Origin of the sequence: Methylobacterium sp. W2, assembly GCF_020662345.1 — a bacterium.
Classification (GTDB): Bacteria; Pseudomonadota; Alphaproteobacteria; order Rhizobiales; family Beijerinckiaceae; genus Methylobacterium.
Window position 1 is genome coordinate 1 of the sequence record NZ_VMOA01000053.1, and the last position, 19,144, is coordinate 19,144.

At 60.2% G+C, this 19,144-nt stretch carries 13 protein-coding genes and 2 pseudogenes; 8 read left to right on the plus strand and 7 right to left on the minus strand.

All coding sequences use genetic code 11. The annotated features are described in order from the left end of the window. Positions 1–113: 113 nt before the first annotated feature. The gene (locus FPV16_RS22340; protein ID WP_413629339.1) at positions 114–1,727 is read right to left on the minus strand and encodes an ABC transporter substrate-binding protein; all 1,614 of its coding nucleotides are present in this window, start codon (positions 1,725–1,727) and stop codon (positions 114–116) included. 232 nt (positions 1,728–1,959) lie between these two features. Here FPV16_RS22340 and FPV16_RS22345 point away from each other — a divergent pair, with 232 nt between their 5' ends. After that, positions 1,960–4,200 carry an FUSC family protein gene (locus FPV16_RS22345; protein WP_413629341.1) on the plus strand — a complete coding sequence of 747 codons (2,241 nt, stop codon included), beginning with the start codon at positions 1,960–1,962 and terminating at the stop codon, positions 4,198–4,200. A 67-nt stretch (positions 4,201–4,267) separates the two neighbouring features. Continuing rightward, a complete protein-coding gene (cls, locus tag FPV16_RS22350) occupies positions 4,268–5,704 on the plus strand; it encodes a cardiolipin synthase (protein ID WP_227440682.1) in 1,437 nt (478 codons plus the stop codon). Here the strand turns inward: cls and FPV16_RS22355 are convergent. The 3 genes from FPV16_RS22355 to FPV16_RS22365 all read right to left on the minus strand — a co-directional run bounded on the left by FPV16_RS22355 (position 5,595) and on the right by FPV16_RS22365 (position 7,200). Then, positions 5,595–6,356, minus strand: a complete 762-nt coding sequence (locus tag FPV16_RS22355) for an endonuclease/exonuclease/phosphatase family protein (protein ID WP_227440717.1) — start codon at positions 6,354–6,356, stop codon at positions 5,595–5,597. The two genes, cls and FPV16_RS22355, sit on opposite strands and share 110 nt — an antisense overlap. 130 nt (positions 6,357–6,486) lie before the next feature. Continuing rightward, positions 6,487–6,669, minus strand: a complete 183-nt coding sequence (locus FPV16_RS22360) for a DUF3606 domain-containing protein (protein ID WP_227440683.1) — start codon at positions 6,667–6,669, stop codon at positions 6,487–6,489. A 159-nt stretch (positions 6,670–6,828) separates the two neighbouring features. Further along, a complete protein-coding gene (locus tag FPV16_RS22365; RefSeq protein WP_227440685.1) occupies positions 6,829–7,200 on the minus strand; it encodes a hypothetical protein in 372 nt (123 codons plus the stop codon). 98 nt (positions 7,201–7,298) lie between these two features. Here FPV16_RS22365 and FPV16_RS22370 point away from each other — a divergent pair, with 98 nt between their 5' ends. The 6 genes from FPV16_RS22370 to FPV16_RS22395 all read left to right on the plus strand — a co-directional run bounded on the left by FPV16_RS22370 (position 7,299) and on the right by FPV16_RS22395 (position 16,018). Beyond that, positions 7,299–8,231 (plus strand): LysR family transcriptional regulator, encoded by a 933-nt coding sequence (locus FPV16_RS22370; RefSeq protein WP_227440687.1) that lies wholly within the window; start codon positions 7,299–7,301, stop codon positions 8,229–8,231. A gap of 148 nt (positions 8,232–8,379) precedes the next feature. Then, the gene (locus tag FPV16_RS22375) at positions 8,380–9,168 is read left to right on the plus strand and encodes an ABC transporter permease (protein ID WP_227440688.1); all 789 of its coding nucleotides are present in this window, start codon (positions 8,380–8,382) and stop codon (positions 9,166–9,168) included. Between the two features lie 7 nt (positions 9,169–9,175). Continuing rightward, complete coding sequence (locus FPV16_RS22380) at positions 9,176–9,931, plus strand: ABC transporter ATP-binding protein (protein WP_227440690.1); 756 nt, start codon at positions 9,176–9,178, stop codon at positions 9,929–9,931. A 664-nt stretch (positions 9,932–10,595) separates the two neighbouring features. Next, positions 10,596–13,979 (plus strand): class I SAM-dependent methyltransferase, encoded by a 3,384-nt coding sequence (locus tag FPV16_RS22385; protein ID WP_227440692.1) that lies wholly within the window; start codon positions 10,596–10,598, stop codon positions 13,977–13,979. After that, entirely contained in the window at positions 13,979–14,998 is a 1,020-nt protein-coding gene (locus tag FPV16_RS22390) for a glycosyltransferase (RefSeq protein ID WP_227440693.1), read from the plus strand. The genes FPV16_RS22385 and FPV16_RS22390 overlap by 1 nt, the downstream gene beginning before the upstream one ends. A 27-nt stretch (positions 14,999–15,025) precedes the next feature. Then, a complete protein-coding gene (locus FPV16_RS22395) occupies positions 15,026–16,018 on the plus strand; it encodes a class I SAM-dependent methyltransferase (protein ID WP_227440695.1) in 993 nt (330 codons plus the stop codon). A gap of 46 nt (positions 16,019–16,064) precedes the next feature. Here FPV16_RS22395 and FPV16_RS22400 read toward each other — a convergent pair. From FPV16_RS22400 to FPV16_RS22410, 3 genes and pseudogenes are all read right to left on the minus strand, one after another. Next, positions 16,065–16,304, minus strand: a pseudogene (locus tag FPV16_RS22400) (hypothetical protein); the annotation flags it as partial. A 991-nt stretch (positions 16,305–17,295) separates the two neighbouring features. Beyond that, positions 17,296–17,547, minus strand: a pseudogene (locus FPV16_RS26490) (IS481 family transposase); the annotation flags it as partial. Between the two features lie 178 nt (positions 17,548–17,725). Next, positions 17,726–18,739, minus strand: a complete 1,014-nt coding sequence (locus FPV16_RS22410) for a rhamnan synthesis F family protein (protein ID WP_227440697.1) — start codon at positions 18,737–18,739, stop codon at positions 17,726–17,728. Positions 18,740–19,144: the final 405 nt, after the last annotated feature.

Genomic DNA, 19,144 nt, shown 5'->3' on the forward strand with positions numbered 1-19,144 from the left:
GGCCCCCTCCCCCGCACCACGTCGGCCCTGCCCGACTTGGCCAGCCAAGGACGGATCTCGGGCAAGCCCGAGATCCGGGGGGGAAGGGTTGGTATGCATGGCGACCCTCGTCATCACTTCCCCACGGTGATGGGCGAGAAGTCCTGGTACCAATTCTGGGCCTGGACGAAGCCCTTCACCTTCGAGCTCATGGCGCGGGGGTTGGTGTCGTGGGCAACCATGAGGAACAGCGCCTCGTCGACGTATTTCTCGTGGACCTTCTGCAGCACCTTGATCTGTGCGGCCGGATCGAAAGTCGTGCGGATCTGATCGAACAGCTTGTCCATCTCGGGGTCGCAGTAATGCCCCCAGTTCGTGCCGTTGGGGGCCGCGAGATTGCACTGGAGGTGGCGGATGAAGCCGGTGAAGGGGTCCTGGATGAAATAGGAGAAGTTGATTCCCGTGGCGCCGCGCGACACGTCGGCCTTCGAGCCGGCCCGCCACAGATTGATGAGCGCGTTCCACTCGACGACTTCGAAATTCACCTTGATCCCGATATCGGCGAGGTTCTGCTGGATAAGCTCGTTCATCGGCAGGGGCTGCATCTGGCCCGAGCCCGAGGGCGCGATCAGGATCTTCGTGACGATGGGCTTGTTCGGGCCGTACCCGGCCTCGGCCAGCAGCTTCTTGGCCGCGTCGGGGTCGTAGGTCGGCTTGAAGGTCGGCGAGCCGAACCAGGCCGAGCCCGGCGGCATGAAGCCCTGCGCCGGGATCATCAGGCCGCTGAGCATCTCCTTCATGCCCTCGCGGTCGACGGCGAGGTTGGCGGCCTTGCGCACGCGGATGTCGTTCCACGGCGAACCCTCGGCCCGCGACAGGTGCCAGGTCCAGTTATGCGGATAGGCGTTGGTGACGATGCTGAACCCCGCCCCCTTGAGGGAGGCGATGGCGTCCGGCGGCGGCGCCTCGATCCAGTCGACCTGGCCCGAGCGGAGGGCCGCCACGCGGGCATTGGCCTCCGGCAGGGGCACCAGCACCAGCTTGTCGAGCTTGGGCACCCGCGCCTTGTCCCAGTATTCGGCGAAGGGGGCCATCTCGGCGCGCTCGCGCGGGGCGAACAGGGTCAGCTTCCACGGGCCGGTCCCGGACGGGGTCTTGGCGAACGCGTCCCAGCTCTTGCCCAGCTTTTCCCACTGCGCCGGCGAGGACATCATGATCCAGGCGATCTGGTAGGGCAGCGTCGCGTCCGGCGCCTTGGTGGTGATCTCCACCGTCATCGGATCGACCACGCGGTAGCTGGCGACGCCGGGGATGCGCGAGCGCCCCTGCGCCGATTGGCGCGGATCGAATTGCGGCGCGTCGGTCTTGAGGAGCTTGTCGAAGTTCCACACCACCGACTCGGCGGTGAAGGGCGACCCGTCGTGGAAGGTGACGCCGGGGCGCAGCTTGAAGATCCACTTGGTCTTGTCGGCGGCATCCACCTCCCAGGAGGTGGCCAGACCGGGAGTGAGGTCGGAGGGCTTGGTCGCGCTCGACAGGTCCCAGTTGATGAGCGCGTCGTAGACTGTGTAGCCGGTAAAGCGCATGCCCTCGCCGCCATTGTCGGCCTGTCCCGTGGTGAGCGGGATGTCCGACGCGGTCATGCCGATCCGCAGCGTTCCCTGCGCCCAGGCGGACGGCGCCATGCCGCCGGCGGCCAGCGCCGCGGCCACGAGTCCAACGCGAAGATGTTCTGCCAAGCCTCTCATCGTGTTGTGCTTTTCCTCAGTCGACCGATGATCGGCAAAATTGCCGGTGTCCGGACCGCCCATGCAAGGCGCCGGCCAGACTGGACGTCTTCCAACCCCGGCCGGTGAAAATGCATACGAAATGCAGCGCGGCCGGGCGGGTCGTCATGCGCTGGGGGCCGGCCCGCCCGGCGGGGGCGACGTCATGGGTTTTGCGTCGCGGCGATCGGCTCTAAACCGCCTCACACCGGGCATGCCGCCCGGCGGAGCGTCTCCGTTGTCCCTCCCTCCGAACCCCAGGGCCAAGGCGAGCGGCGCCGTCTCCGACGGCCTCCGTCGCGGGCGCGTGGCCGGCTTCCTGATGGGCCGGGGTTCCCTCTCCACGCCGGGATCGAACCTCGCGCGCCTGCCGATCGCCCTCGACCCGCGTGGGCTCAGCATCATCGAAGGCATCCGGGCGGCCTGCGCCTTCGGTACCGTCATCCTGCTCCACGAGTTCGTGGCGTGGCCCCCGCTCCTGATCATGGCGCTGGCGGCCAACCTCACCTGCTTTGCCGATATCGGCGGGCCGATGCGCTCCCGCCTGATGGTGCTCGCCGTGTTCTCGGTGCTCGGCAGCCTGATCTGGAGCCTGTTCGGCCTGCTCCAGCCCCATGGCCCGGCCGTCGTGGTGCCGTTCGCCACCCTCGTCATCTTCTGCTGCAGCTATGCACGGGTCTGGGGCGTGCAGGAGCAGACCGCCGGCAACGTCCTCGTCCTCGTCCTGGCCTTCGCCCTCGACCGACCCCTCACCGGCGGCGAGGCCGTCATCGCCGGAGCCATGGTGCTGGCCGGCGGCTTGTGGGCGACGGTGCTGGCCCTCGCCTTGTGGCGGCTCAACCCCTACCGCCCGACTCAGAGGGCCGTGGCCGAGGTCTGGCGCCGGCTCGCCTTGCTCAGCGGCGATCTCGAAGATCTCGCGGCCTCGGACGAGGCCGGCGCGGCGGGATTCGACGACCATGCCCGCGCCCATCGCCGCGGCGTGCGCGAGGCGATCGAGCTCGCCCGCGGCCTCATCGTCGACCTCGCCCGCAGCCGCGAGCGCGTTTCCGACCGCACCGCCCAGGCACTGATCCGGCTGGAGAGCGCCGAGCAGATCTTCGCCGCCCTCATCGCCCTGTCCGACCGGATCGAGGCCGACCGCAACCCCAACCGCCAGGTCCGGACCCGGCGCCTGCTGCGCCGCCTGCGGCCGCTCCTCCTCGTGGTCGCGCGGGCGATCCGCGACGATACCGTCCTCGACCTGCCGCGCATCGAGCGCTCGATCGCGCGGGCGGGACGCGGCTTCGCCTCCGATCCGGCCCTCAAGTCCCTGGCCGAGCGCATCCTCGACCGCGTCCGCATCGGGGCCAAGCTCTCGACGCCGGAGGGATATCGCCCCGGCGGGACGCTGCTGGGAAGCGCCAGCCTGCCCTTGCGCCAGCGGCTGCTCGGCCCGTTGAAGGCGAACTTCACCCTCGCTTCGCCGAACCTGCGGCACGCGATCCGCGCCAGCACCGTCACCGCCCCGGTCCTCGGCCTCACCCTGCTCTGGCCGGGGCCATTCACCCACTGGCTCACCATCACGGTGGTGCTGACGATGCAGCCCTTCTACGCCGCCACCTGGCAGCGGGCGCTGGAGCGGATCGGCGGCACCGTGCTCGGCGGGCTGTTCGGCGCCCTCCTCGCCAGCCTCGCCACCACCACCCTGGCGCTCGCGGCGCTGATCTTTCCGTTGAGCATCATCGGTTTTGCCGCCCGGCAGGTGAGCTACGCCTTCTTTATTGCCTGCCTGACGCCCATCGTGGTGCTGCTGGTGGAGGTGATGGAGCCCGGCCATGCCTCCTGGGAGGTCGCGGGCATGCGCGCCCTCTTCACCCTGCTCGGCGGTCTCATCGCCGTGGCGAGCAGCCTGCTGCTCTGGCCGGTCTGGGAGCCCGATCAGGTTCGCCTCGAACTCAGGAAGGCCGTGAAGGCCCATGCCGATTTCGCGCGCACCGTGCTGTCGAACCGGGCGGAAGCCGAACGGAGCGGGGCAGCGGAGGCCGCGGCGCGGGCCAGCGGCCTCGCCCTCAACACCCTGGAGGCCGCCCTCTCGCGTGCCCTGCAGCAGCCCCGCGCCGGGCGCCACCCCCAAGTCGAGACCGCGATGGTCGCCGATGCGACCCTGCGCCGGATCGGTGCGCGCCTCTCGGCCCTGCGCCATGCCGCCGAGCCCAAGCCTTCCAAAGAGCCCACGGGCGATGTCGGGCACGAAGCGGAGGCGTGCCGCGCCTGGACCCTGTGGATCACCGCTACCCTCGCCGGCCTCGCCGAGGATGCCGGCGCCCTGCCCGTCCATCCCGACCTGCCCCGCGCCGAGTTTCTCGTGCGCCTCGTGACACAGGTGGAACTGTTGGCCGAGACCCTGCGCCCGCAGCGGTCGCGCGCGGAGGCAGCCCCCGCTGAGGCCGTCCCCGAGACGGCCCGCCGCTAGGTCTTTCCACCCGCCCGGGGCTAAAGGGGGCGTGTCTCGCGATCCCCTTCTCAGGCTGGGCTGATTCTTGGAAGACCTCCTCCACCGATGGCTGCAGGCGACCGGGTCGATCCGGGCCGACGTCCTGGCTCTCCTCGGCATCGTGCTGGCGCTTCTCGTCACGGTCCATGCGCTGCTGCGCAAGCGCGAGATTGGCACCGCCATCGGCTGGATCGGCCTCGCCTGGCTGTCGCCGATCTTCGGGACGGCCCTCTACGCGATCTTCGGCGTGAACCGGGTTTCGCGCCGGGCGCGCCAGTTGCGGGTGAGGCCGTCGCAGCAGGCGGGCTCCCCCGTCATCCCCGATGCCAGCGTGCCCGAGGACCTGCGGCCCCTCGACCGCGCCGTCCGGCGGATCACGCGGCTCGTCCTCCTGGGCGGCAACGACTTTTCCATCCTGCGCAACGGCGACGAAGCCTATCCGGCGATGCTGGACGCGATCGGCGGAGCGACGCGCAGTGTCGCCCTGTCGAGCTACATCTTCCGCAACGACGGCGCCGGGTCGCGGTTCTTCGAGGCGCTGGTGACCGCACGCTCGCGCGGCGTCGAAGTCCGGGTGCTCATCGACGGGATCGGCAGTGGCTATTTCTTCCCCGCCATGGCCCGGCGCCTGCGCCGGGCCGGGGTGCCGGTGGGGCTGTTCATGCATTCCGCCCTGCCCTGGCGCATGCCGTTCCTGAACCTGCGCACCCACAAGAAGATCCTCATCGTCGACGGGCGCATCGCCTTCACCGGCGGCATCAACATCGCCGACGAGAACCTCGTCGCCACCTCCCCTCCGGACCCGGTGCGCGACACCCATTTCCGCATCGAGGGGCCGGTGGTGGAGCAACTGTCACAGGCGTTTTCCGCCGATTGGGCCTTCGTCATGGGCGAGGAGCTCGACGGTCCGCGCTGGTTCCCCCCGCTCGGCGCCGCGGGCGAGATCGAGGCCCGCGTCGTCACCTCGGGGCCGGATGCGGATATCGAGAAGATCGAGTTCGCGGTGATGTCGGCGATCACCTGCGCGCAGCACAGCATCCGCCTCGTCACCCCCTATTTCCTGCCGAGCGAGATCCTGTCCACGACCCTGGCGCTCGCCGCGACGCGGGGCGTGCGCGTGGACGTCATCATCCCGCGGGCGAGCAATCACAGCTACGTGGACTGGGCGACGCGGGCGCATGTGGCGCCCCTGCTCGAGGCCGGCGTGCGGATCTGGCTCGACGAGCCGCCCTTCGACCATTCGAAGCTCCTCGTCGTGGACGGGGAATGGAGCTTCGTCGGCAGCGCGAACTGGGACATGCGCAGCTTCCGCCTGAACTTCGAGCTCAACGTCGAGGTCTACGACCGCGCCTTCGCCGAACGCCTCGACGCCTTCATGCGGACGAAGATGGACGCCCGCCTGACGGTCGAGGAGCTCGCGCGGCGGCCCTTGCCCGTGCGGTTGCGCGACGCAGCCGTACGACTAATGCTGCCATACCTCTGACGGTCCGCTCGCCCGCCTGGGCCGGCGCGGGGCCGAGATGCACCACGATGGGCCGGTGGTCGGAGGCGCCGCGCGGCAGCACCGTGCGGCCGAGGCAGGCGAGCCCGCGCACGAGGCAGCGGTCGATGCGCAGGGGCACGAGATCGACCATGGCATGGGTCGGGATGCGCGGCCCGGCATCGCGGAACCCCGGCAGCAGGGCAGGGCCCACGAGGTTGTAGTCGCCGATCACCGCGGCGCGCGCCGGCAGGCTTTGCTCGATCCGCCGCAACTGCCGCCGGTTGAGCACCTGCCCATGCGAGAGATGGACGTTGGCGACACCGAACTCGCCGAAATCGAGGATCTGGCAGACCCGGTCGACGACGGCGCCCGACGGCAGGGCGACGACCACGGGCGGGGAGGCCCAGGGATGCGGACTCCACATGGCGAGCCCATGGATGCGGCCGGGCAGCGGCGCCCAGGCATAGACGCCGCCGAGCCGTTCCTCGATCACCGCGATGTCCTTGGTCGCCTCCTGCATCAGCAGCAGGTCGGGCCGCTCGCGCTCCACCAGGGCGACGATGGCGTCGACCTTGGCTCCCGTGCGCCGCAGCAGGTTCCAGCTCACGATCTTGCGGAAGCGGCCGCGGTCCAGGGCATCGAGGGCGTGCAGGTCCGGGAAGCGGGCGGGATCCTGGGACGCGTAGCGGCGGTCGTTGAGCGGACTGCGCCAGGGCAGCGAGAAGTGTTTCTTGTCCGCCACCGGCCCGCCCCCGCCTTGTCCAGCTTAATGCTTCCTGCCTCTAACGCTTCTTGCCGAGTTCGGCTGCGATGTCCTTGATCATATGTCCGACCTTGCGGTGGGCGCTCGTCAGCTGGTCGCGGGTGATGCCCCAGCGCTTCATCCAATGCTCGACGGCCTGCCGCTCGGACAGGTCGAGCCTGTCCTTGTCGATGAAGCCGCGCTTGTCTTTCAGGCCTGCCATCTGTTCCGTCTACCTCGATCCGCATCCCCGGCGATGCGCGTCTCCGCACGGCTCTTAACCCATGTGCCGGTGTGGTGACGAACACGAAAAGAACCTCCCCGTCATCGCCGGCGGGGAGATCTTTCCGGTTCGGAGAGCCCGGCCATGCCGGGCTCTCCCTTAATTCTGCGCCGCCGCTTCGCGGGTGACGCTCGGGCGCGGTCGGTTGACGGCGACGGTGTCGCCGGTGCGGCTGATCTCGATGGCGTCAGCAGTGTCGCCGAGTTCCTGCGGGGTCGAGAGGGTCACGCTCTGGCCATTGGCCAGGACCGCCTCGAACCGCAATGCGCGGCCGGTCTCGGTGCGGGCCAGAGTGACGACCACCCGGTAGCCCTTGGGCTCGGCGGTGTAGTAGGCGACGCCCGAGAGCTCGCCCAGCGAGACGCTGCCGCCGTCGAGGGGCTTGATCGTCTCGGCGGAGGCCGGGAGGGTGGCGGCGGCCACGGTGACGGTGGCAAGGGCGGCGGCGGTGATGAGGGTACGGAGTGTCATGGTGTCGGGTCTCGCTGTCTGGGCAGGGGCGGTGCGCCTTTGCCGATGACACGAAGATGCTGTGCGGTGCATCATGGATCAAACAGATTGGATCGATAATGACTATTGACCATGTCGATCTGTCCCGCATCGACCTCAACCTGCTGGTAGCCCTCGACGCCCTGCTCGCCGAGCGCAGCGTCACCCGCGCCGCCGCCCGGATCGGCATCGGCCAGTCGGCCATGAGCAGCAGCCTTGCGCGCCTGCGCACCACCTTCGGCGATGAACTCCTCACCCGCGCCCCCGAGGGGATGCGCGCCACCCCCCGCGCGCTGGCGCTCGCCGCGCCCGTCCGCACCCTCCTGCGCCAGATCCAGTCCCTGGTGCGGCGCGACGAGGCGTTCGATCCGCGCAGCGTCACGCGGACCTTCACCATCGGCCTGCCCGATTCCACCGAGGTTCTGCTCGGGCCGCGACTTCTGGCCTATCTGCGCGAACACGCGCCGGGGATCAGCCTGCTCCTGCGCTCCATCGACCGCATCCGCATCCTGCAGGAACTCGACGCGGACCGGGTCGATCTCGGCATCGGCACGTTCAGCCATGGCCAGACCCACCACAAGCAGCGGCTGCTCTACCGGGACCGCTACGTCTGCCTGTTCAATGCCGAGCTCGTCGGGCTCGAGCCCCCGATCTCCCTGGACGATTACCTGCGCTTTCCCCACGTGCTCACCAGCCTGAAGGAAACGGCGCACGGGGTGGTGGACGACGCCCTCGCCCTCCTCGGCCTGCGCCGCGACCTCGCGGTGACGACGCCGCGCTTCCTCGCCGTGCCCTTCCTGGTGCGCAGCGCCCCCGTCCTCACCACCATGCAGGAGCGCCTCGCCACCCTCTTTGCCGGAACCCTCGGCCTCACCGTCAGCCCCGCGCCGGTCGCCCTCGACGAGGTGGCGATCTCGATGCTGTGGCACGCCTCCTACGACAACGACCCGGCTCATCGCTGGCTGCGCCAGACGTTGCTCGCCCTTGCCGACGACGCGGCGCAGGCGGCCTGAGACGCTTCGACTCGCGCGGCCCGGCACCCTTTCCCGTCCGGATCTCCTGCCCCCGGCGACCCAAAACTTGCCAATGCGCGCGGGCGCGTGCTTTTGGAGGGCCGGCAACGGCTGCTCCGCAGGAGCAGGGCTCCGGGAAAGAGGCCGCATGGGTTTGGTAGCAGGAGGAGTTGCCGACGTCGTCGGAGGCTTCGGCGCGTGGCGCATGTGGTGGATGCTGGCCAAGAACGACGTGATCCGTCGGTATCGCCGCTCGCGCGTCGGCCAGCTGTGGCTGACCCTCAGCATGGCCGTGATGATCTTCGGCATGGGCGGGATCTACGCGTCGCTCTTCGGCACCTCCATGGCCGATTACCTGCCGCATCTCGGCACCGGCCTCGTGCTCTGGGGATTGATGGCACAGACCATCAACGAAAGCTGTTTGAGCTTCACCGATAACGACAGCATCATCCGGCAGGTGGCGCTGCCGCGTTTCACCTACCTGTTGCGGACGATCGCCCGGAACCTCTTCATCTTCGCCCACAACCTGATCATTCTGCCGGTCCTGTTCCTCGTCACCGGCACGGTGATCGACTGGCACATCCTGCTGTTCGTTCCCGGTCTGCTGCTCGTCCTCGCCAACTTGGCCTGGATCGGCTACCTCCTGGCCATCCTGTCGGCGCGGTTCCGCGACATTCCGCAGATCGTCGCGAGCATCGTTCAGGTCGCGTTCTTCGTCTCGCCGGTCGTCTTCAAGCCCTCGCAATTGCGGGTCGACCATCCCGTTCTCATCCTGAACCCCTTCGCCAGCATGCTGGACGTGATGCGTGAGCCTCTGCTCGGCCATCTGCCGAGCGCGATGTCCTATGTCATCCTGCTCGGCCTGCTGGTCGTCGGATGGCTCGTCGCCCTGGCCTTCTCGGGGAAATATTCGCACCGCGTCGTGTACTGGCTCTGAGGGCAGGATGGCTCATATCGTCCTCGACAAGGCGAGCGTCGCACTCGCCGTCTACAATTCCCGCGGCCGTGCCCTGAAAAGCGAGATCCTGCGGCGCACGGTGGGCGGCGGCCTGCAGAACGACCGGGACAGCAGCGTTCAGGTGATCAAGGCGCTGAACGCGGTCAGCTTCGAAGCACGCGATGGCGACCGGATCGGCCTCGTCGGCGGCAATGGCGCCGGCAAGACGACGCTCCTGCGGGTGCTCAGCCGCGTCTATCCGCCGACCTCGGGCACCGCCACCATCGAGGGGCGCATCTCATCCCTGATCGACCTGTCCATGGGCATGGATACGGATGCTTCGGGCTACGACAATATCGAGATGCGCAGCATCATGCTGGGGCTCAACCACAAAGAGGCCCAGGCGATCGTCCCCGACGTGGAGGAGTTCAGTCAGCTCGGCGAGTTCCTGTCCCTTCCGATCCGCACCTATTCCAGCGGCATGATGCTGAGGCTCGCCTTTGCCGTCAGCACGGCCGTCCATCCCGACATCCTGATCCTCGACGAAGTGATCGGCGTCGGCGACGCCGCCTTCGCGGAACGTGCCGAGAAGCGGCTGCACGGCATGATCCAGAAGGCCAGCATCATGTTCCTGGCCTCCCACGACAACGCCTCGATCAAGCGCTTCTGCAACCGCACGCTCTGGATGAAGGGCGGCACGCTGATGATGGACGGAGCGCCGGAGGAGGTGCTGGCGGCTTATGCGGAGGATGGGGCGGCTTGAGCAGGACCGCCCAAACTCGCTCTCCCGCGTCTCAATCTCGCTGAGTTCAAAAGGCTATGACTTCTCGAGGGATGAAGCCATGCTCGTACGTCGCCTTTTCAATTCTCGTCTCGAAAGCGCTTTCCCAAGTGCCGATAGAGATTGCGCCACCGGGGAAAGACCAATGCTGGACGAAAGTAAGCGGACCAGATCGCTCGATCCGTTCGACAACCGTGAGTCTAGGCCGCTTTCAGAAGCCGGTGGAGGGTATGACGAAATCCTAGGGTCCCTCAATCCACTGCAACCTCGATAGAAACAAAGTAACGGCTAAAATTCCGAATGCTATACCATCCAATGTAGTCCTGTCTGATTCATCCTCACGCCTTACCACAAGCCCTTCATGCCGGGAAGCCCAGTTCGGCATTGTCTTGTGATACTCGAACCCGCCCATCAATGTTAAGTCGATCGAATGGTCGACTTCTAAAAATGTGAGAGGGTCTGCAGTTTGCCTCTCTAGCATAAAGAGCGGATCCGAGTACGCGATTCAGCTAACGCTGGATTTGGTCGGGTGTTCAAGATAAGACCATCGCTACGTTCCAGACGCCTCCAAACCAAGCATCGACCGAACTTACGACATCAATCGCATGCCATATTCATGGGTTGCAGCAAGTCGAGAAAGAGCGTGATGGTAAAATCAGAGCAAGATCAGATGTTGCAGGAAGAAGATCTTTTAGTATCCGGCGATCGTTGGACGGACTCTATCGATAATATTTCATTTTGGTCGCCAGAAGAATTGGTAGAGTCAGCTTGGCATGAACATGCTCCTTTCGTTTTCTGGCTAATCGAAGCCCTCAAACCTCGGATTTTTGTCGAACTGGGAACCCATAATGGCTTCTCATACTTTGCTGCATGTCAGGCCGTAAAGCGACTCGGCCTTTCGACCCTATGCCATGCGATTGATAGCTGGGTCGGTGATATTCACGCCGGCCAATATGGAGAAGAGGTCTACGAACGCGTTTCAGCGATTAACGCTGAAAAATACTCGAAATTTTCAAAGCTAAATCGTTGCACATTTGACGAGGCGATTGAGTTTTTTGACGATAAAAGCATAGACTTGATGCATATTGATGGAAGACATTTATACGAGGATGTCACGCATGATTTTGCTGCTTGGCTACCGAAGATGTCAGACCGCGGCATAGTTTTGTTCCATGATACGCGTGTTCAAGAGCGTAGCTTTGGCGTCTGGCGCTTCTGGGATGAGTTGACAAAACGGTACCCGTCGTTCGAGTTCTTGCATGGGCACGGATTAGGCGTGCTCGCTGTCGGCGAGTGCATTCCCAGCGGGATAGCCTCGATAATGAACGCAAATGTATCCGCCGCTACTTCTATTAGAGCGGCATATTCACATCTAGGGCGAAGTGTTTCGCTACAATGGGGCTCTACAATTACGACACGTAAGGTTGAGACGCTCACAGCACAGATCGATGCTGAGCGATCAGAAAGATTCTCTCTTGCTTCAGAATTAGTCTCCCTGGCTTCAGAGAGAGATACTTTAGTTTCAGAGAGAGGCGTTCTTGCCTCAGAAAGAGCCGCTTTAGCTTCAGAGAGAGACGCGCTCGCCTCAGAGAAAGCCGCCCTTGAAGATGAATATAATCAGTCACTAAATAAGATAACTATTCTTTATAAAGAAAATACTGATTTAAGAAGCATTATCAATAATACTGCTAGCATGCTCGCGGTCATAAATGAAAATCAAAGCGCCGCGACTGACAAAATTGAGCGTGAAATTATTCAGTTGCACGATAAATATCAAAGCTCAAAGATTTCGTCTCGCCGTCTTGAGGCGATTGAAAGCAGCGAATCCTGGCGTATCACCGCTCCACTGAGAGCAATGGGTGTTGCAGCCCCTGCACTTGCCCGCCTGACACGACGCGCGGTAAAGTTGGCTTGGTGGACACTAACCCTTCAGCTTCACACTCGGCTAAACGCCTATTGGAAGCGAAGCGGCATCCGAGTTGATGAAGCTATTTTTCGCAAGCTCGCTCGGTTCGGCCTAAAGGAAAGTTCCCTTGTCGTTGGGAATCTCGTTCGGCGATCACGAGCATCGCCAGAGCCAAAGCCACGTTTAGATAACGTTGACATTATAATTTGTGTCCATAATGCGATAGATGACGTAAAGCGTTGCCTTGAAAGCATTATTCAGCACACGCTTCCTCCGTACAGCGTCATTATAGTTGATGACGGAAGCTCAGCTCCCACGCGTACGTATTTAGATGAATTCGTATTTGCTCATGGGGCAACACTCGTGCGGCACGAAGTTGCCAAGGGATACACCTTTGCGGCAAATGCCGGCTTACGCGCCAGCTCGGCTCCGTTTGTTGTCCTATTGAACAGCGATACAGAAGTGACGGGGGCGTGGCTCGATCGGATGGTGGATTGTTCCCTGGCGGATGAAAAGCTTGGAATCGTTGGCCCTTTGAGCAATTGCGCGTCGTGGCAATCGGTACCCGAACTTTTCGTCAATGGTGACTGGGCTGACAACGAGCTTCCAGCCAACTACAGTGCAAATGCAATGGCGCGTATCGTCTCGGATATTTCGCTTCGAAATGGGATACAAGTAGGTTTCGTTAATGGCTTCTGCATGCTCATCCGTCGGAGTACCCTGGATGATGTAGGACTTTTTGACGAGAAGACCTTCGGTGCTGGTTACGGCGAAGAGAATGATTTTTGTATACGCGCGCGCAAGAAGGGCTGGAAGCTTGCAATCGCCGATGATGCTTATGTTTTCCACCACCAATCACGTTCCTATGGTCACGATCGGCGCCTCGCTCTTGCTCGGAACGCAGACGAGGCCCTGCTCAAGAAGCATGATTCTGAAAAGTTCATCCAGCCTTATGTTGCGCAACTCCGCGATAACATTCGGCTCCATCATACGAGACTGAGGATCCGTGCCTCGCTTGTTCAGGACGAAATTGCGCATAAGGGAATGGGGCTGTTTCAAGGTAAACGCATTGCATTTGTCCTTCCTGTCGCCGAGGCTGGTGGCGGTTCCAATGTCGTTATTCAAGAGGCTATGGCTGCAAGGAAGTTTGGTGTCGATACGTGGATCATTAATGTCAATGATCTGGAGTCTGGGTTTACGAGAGACTACGGCCATCTCGATATACCAATGATTGCCATTGACAGACATAATCCATCGGCAGGCATTGCTGCGGCGGCACATGAGTTTCAATTCGACGCTATTTTAGCCACTGTATACCATTCAGTTTATTGGTTGCCTTTGCTCGATGATCTGCCTCCGCAAACGAGATTGGGATATTATATTCAAGACTTGGAAACACTGTTTTTTGATTTAGACGACGCTCAGTATGCCGTGGCACGGGACAGTTATTTTACCCGTCCAGACATAAAGCGGATTACGAAGAGCAGTTGGAACCGCGCTGCGGTGGTAGGGCTTGGAGGAATTGCGCCGGATTGTATCGGCTTCAGCGTGGATCTCGCGCACTTTGCGCCCGCCACAGATGGAGGACTCGACGGACCCAGGGCCGTCCATGTCGTTGCAATGATCCGTCCTTCTACACCTCGTCGTGGCCCACAGATAACCTTGACGGTTTTGAATGAGTTAAAGGGTGAGTTTGGGGAAAGGGTCATTGTTTCATGCTTCGGCGCCAGTGCGGCGGAAATCGCCACACTTAATATCCCAATTCAGGATGTGCACTGCTATGGGCATCTGAAGCCGGATCAAGTCTCGGAATTACTCGGTAATGCGGATGTCTTTCTCGATTTCTCCGTTTGGCAGGCGATGGGTCTCACGGTTTTGGAAGCCATGGCAAGCGGTGCCGCTGTCGTCGTACCGGTCAAAGGAGGGGCGAGTGAGTTCTGCCGCCACGAAGTTTCAGCACTAGTGGTAGACACCCAGGACAAGTCAGCCTGTCACCGCGCCGCTCGCCGCCTAGTAAATGACGCGGGCTTGCGGATGAGATTGCGTCGGGAGGGAATGCGAGTAGCCAACTCTCATCCTCCGGAAATCGCAGCATATAATCTTCTCTGTAAGGTCCTCGGTTGATGATCAATGTGCATCTCATTCCTGAAACCCCTGTTCTAGGACCGGTTTGGAGCTGTGGTGAAATACGGCTTCTGAGGCCGTATGGTCACGAATCGCTGTCTCGGGTCATTCACGTCACATCTGGTCTGACATTGCCGTCGGGCCGAATCGATGTGGTCGTCATGCAGCGCAAAGGACTTGTCGAAGGGGGACTAGCAAGTGTTTCCGGTGTCGTAAGGGAGATCAAGCGTCGAGGAGCCCGTTTAATCTACGACATGGATGATGACCTTTTGAGTCGTCATCCTATCCCGGCGGTTGAACGAATGCTTGCAGGTGCGCATTCACAGATCCGGTTTTTGCTAAGAGAAGCAGATCTGATTACCACTTCTACCGAAGTGCTTCGTGATCGACTTTCTCTATTGAACCCGAATGTCTTTCTATGGCGAAATGCGCTTGATGAAAAAATTATCCAGCCTCTCACGCGTATGACGTCACCAAATGTGGTGGGCTACTTTGGAACCGCATCGCATCTCGAGGACCTAATGGCGGTCGTTAGCCCTATTGAGGCCGCCGCGAGTAGGCATCCCGGCCCTACGCAGATAGAGTTGTGCGGAGTATCTGACGACCGACGAATCGACCAACTTTTCGCTCGGAGAATGACGACACGCACTCTCCCGACGGAGCCTCGATATGAGAAATTTCATGAGATGATGGCGGCGACTCAATGGCGTGTGGGGATTGCTCCTTTGATGTCGAACCCGTTCAATGATGCGAAATCCGATATCAAGATACTCGACTATGCGGCTGCTGGCATACCGACTGTTGCAATGCTCCATCCAGTCTATGCAAGCTTCCAGGATGGAGAAACGGCATTGATAGTTTCGCGCGAAGAATTTGGTAGTTCTGTTTTTCGACTTCTAGCTGACGAGGATTTGCGACAGCGCATTATCCGGCAATCCAGAGATTATCTTCTTCAAGATCGTTCGCTAAATGTATGTGCGCCATTGTTAAGGCAGTTTATCGACCGGGTTCTTTCATAAATCAGTAGACTTGAATTGGGGATGCCGATGGATAGAAATCAGTTCATTCTAAAAGATCTCGTTTTAGGAAAATCCGATATCATCGAGATTGGGCCCAGTTTCGCGCCGGTCGCTTCCAAGCGCGCAGGTTGGGCAACGACAATTGTCGACCACACTGATCGGTCAGGTCTTATCGAAAAGTATGGGAATACCGCAGAGTTAAATCTCGATGCGATCGAAGAGGTTGACGTGATATGGGCAGGGGGACCTCTTGAGTCCGTATTTCCAACGGAGAAGCGCGGAAGTTATGCGGCGATTATAGCAAGTCATGTCATCGAGCACATCGTAGATCCAATCGCATTCTTTAAGAGCGCCGATGTAATGCTCGGAGATGACGCTCGTATAGTGCTTGCCGTGCCTGATCTGAGGTTGTGCTTTGATTGCAGTCGGCCATTCAGTACGACCGGGCAAGTGATCGCCGCGCATCGGGAGAAGCGCATTCTCCATAGCTGGTCTTCTGTCTTTGATGCCGGGATGTACGATACTCGTCCGCCTTCGAATGCCCCCTCATGGCAAAAAAAGCTGCAGTTCCGACCTCGGCTTTTAAATGATCTGCCATCGGTCTGGGATTCTATCGATGCATATGATGATAAAAATCACGATCATTACGTTGATGTTCATGGTTGGACATTCACCCCCGCATCGTTTTCTCTCATCATGCTTGAACTTGAGGCGTTAAAGTTCTGTAATTGGCGCATAACCAACATGTTTGAGCGTGACGAGCTTGAATTCATCGCTGTTTTGGAAAGGCCGAAGAAGCCTTTGCCGAACGGACTGCCCCTGTCTGAGCGTCGGTTATCATTGATCAAGCAGCGGTGGTATGAATTGCAGCAGCAAGCGAATTGGATGCTTGGTGTATCTTCCGAAAGCACAGAGGCTCGTGCCGAATTTAGTGGGCATGAGGCCGATCTCCAAAGCGAGATCGAAAAATTGAAAACCACCACTAAGTCGCTTACGATGATGAGTTCCCCCAAAATTTAAAATGAATCGTTGCACTTACTTGGTGGAAGCATTTGTTGGATTGAGGTCAGCCTATCTCCAGCATAATCGTCGGCTGGTGTCCGGGATGATGTTTTGGGCTGGAGACGAGTTGAATCTCTCCGGGGTTCTTGAAGGTCATCTGGCTTGGGTCCGGTGGCAAGGTTTGCACCGTGGCCTGTGCACAGAAGCGCGCTTCAGCTTCGGCGGGAGAAATGGTCCCGATCGGTTCGAGCAGGCGGCGGGTGTTGAACCAGTCTACCCATTCGAGAGTGGAGAACTCGACGGCGGGTTGATTGTAATCCGTTGCGGGGCATGATCGCCCTGGTGGTCCAGAATCATTCGCACTGCTCGGGCACGGACCTCCCGAATAAGATGGGAGTCGCTTCTTCATGGCGCCATTCTCTTAAAGTTGGAGCCTCCGAAACCGAGGGCGCTTCATCAGGGAAGATGCCGACGGCCTTGGTCTGGCTCGATCTCGCCGTTGAGGCGGTCGACTTTAGCTTGACCCGTGGGGCAATTGAGACGGCGTGTATCCCAGTATGTCAGGCTTGTCCTTATCCATCGGGGTCGCGAGTTCGGGCGCCTTGGGCCGGTCTGGTTGCGCCCCGCCGTTGTCGCAGACGGGCTGCCTCCGCGTCCTCCGGGGGAAAAAGGCGGTTGCGATATAGATCGACATGGCACAGCCGCCGGCATTGGCGAGCACGTTCTTCATCAAGCAAACTTGGATGGCGCTGCCGCCTCGCGTTGATCCAGCCCGCGTCTGCCGGTTCCTGTCACGATACCCGGTGCGTTAGATCAGTCGTCTGGCCGCAGAACCGATCATGGCGCGTAGCGGATCCGTGGCGGTACTCTCCCCCATGAGGCTGTGCAGGGCCATCATCTCGTCAGTCATGGGAGATCTCTTGGGTTCGGGGTTGGCGGCCGCAACCCGACCCAACCCGGCAATCGCTGATTATCACCTGTCAGCTAGATGTTTGGTCCCGGCATCTGGTGGAGCGGGTCTGACCTGAAGCGGCTGGGCTGGCGGACCATACCTTGCAGATGGCCTCGTAGGGCGTGAGACCCCGCAGAGGCTTCCAGCAGTGTGCGAGGTTGTAGACGCTAAGAAAGCCGGTGAGGAGAGCGCGGAGCTGCCGTAGTGGTGGAGCTTAACCGTCGGGTCTTTGATCCTGCGGTCTGCTGCTTCATGCTGCCCTTCGGGTCATCCGCTCGACCTGACCGTTGGTCCAGGGGGGGGCGCGGCTTGGTGAGGCGGTGGTCGATTTCGTTGCAGGTGCGTCGAGCGTCAGGAGCGTGTGACGGCGAAAGGCGACGACGACCGCCTCGTCCTCGGGTAACAGCATCGTCGAACGCGGATCCTTCGGCCCCGTGCGCTGGTTGGCGACCGAGGTCCGCTTATTCTACTTTTCAACCGTCTTCGGGTTGATCCCTTAGCGCTTCGAAAGCACCTTCAGGCTCGTTTGACTATGTTGGATCGCTCGACGGATAGCCTCAGTCGTCGTGGCGCTGCCGTGACGAATCTGGCCCATCGCGCGTCCCTCCACTCCGATGTGAAGTATGCACCATCAAATCCTGGGATCAAACATTTAACCCTCCGCCCGCCAACCTTGATTCAATACTCGCCTCAATACGACCGCGCAAATCTAAATCATTTACCCAATCCATATCATATCGAGAATCTTTGGTGCGATCTGTTATTGTTGCAACTTATTTCTTAATCTTCTTGCTAAAAATATTGATAATAGAGATCCGAATGCACGATGTAAGATAAGATGATCGACGTAAAATAGCGGGCCATAATCTTTGCAACCAAAAATATAATAAATTGAGTCTTACTAATATTGTGTGTCCGGCTGAAGCGTGAGTATAATCGTGCTTAATGTAATGCTGTAATTTATTGCGAAATATCGATAGGTCACGAATGGGCAAAGCATTGTTCTGCCGGCCAATTGACGTGCGGGCAAGGTGGTTTTCAATCATCGGCACAAGGTCTGGGCTTCGTCCCATGACGACGTCTTTCCACGTGTCAAGTGACGTAATACGAGAGGGGTTTACACGTAGAAGTTCGACTTTAAGGAAAGGTATGTCTTCAAATTCTATAATTTCTTGCCATAGGAAATGACTGAAATTCGATGGTATTTTGAGATTTTCCCCATTTTTGAATTGGCCATTAAAAATGGATCTCATACGAAATCCGTGCGATAATAAGCTTTGAGATAATCCTATCTCGCCATTTCGAATGATTTCGATTTTTGACATTTTATAGAAATCTTGTCTGAATAAGGTTCTAAAGGCTGCACTGAAGTGTGCCGCAGGCTCGAAGACGATCAGCCAGCTTTGTAGGTGGGGCGCTATTTCGGCGCTCTCGATCATTCCGTAGAAGTCTGCCGGTATGCTCGTCAGGCGTTCGAGTGTCCGGTTGAGGTCGCCGATCGGGCCGTAGACACTGTCGTTTGCGATCATCAACTGCCCGGAGACAAGCTCGGCATAACGCTCGATGCCCAGCGCCCAAGAGGCAAAGTCGTGTCCCTTATTCTCGCGCAGAAGGACGTCGTGAGCCACGGACTGCAGGCGGAAAACATCTTCCATAGAGAGACGCGAAGTCGATATAACGACAATCTCGAATCCGACTGCCCGAATTGCCTCAAGGTAGTAGATCACGTAATCTGCGACCAAATCATCTTGGTCAAAATGTGCGAACAAACAGAGCTTATCAAACATCTAGTGATCCAAGGTGGTGAACGGCACACGAAGCGGGTTTGCTAAACTAGATCATATCGCGATCATGGATGAAATCGTGTTTTCCTCTTTATAAGCGGTTTAGGCTATGCACTGTGAGTAACTTATGGGAACCCAGTCAAGGTTGGTTTTTGGCCTGACTGCATTGGAAGTCTTTCTGAAGACTACGGAACCTCCTCGCAGCCTGAATCGGATGATCCATGCTATCGTGAAACATTGTGCGGTAATGCGGCGAGCGCATGACATTTCCGCTTGTGTCCTTCAATAGATCTCCGACTTCAGCGCTCTATGAATGCGGAGGCCTCTGTCCAACCGATCCCTCCGTCACGGCAAAGGGACCGCTCGAAATTTCGGGTTGCCTTCAGGGTCCGCGATTCTCGCGATCAT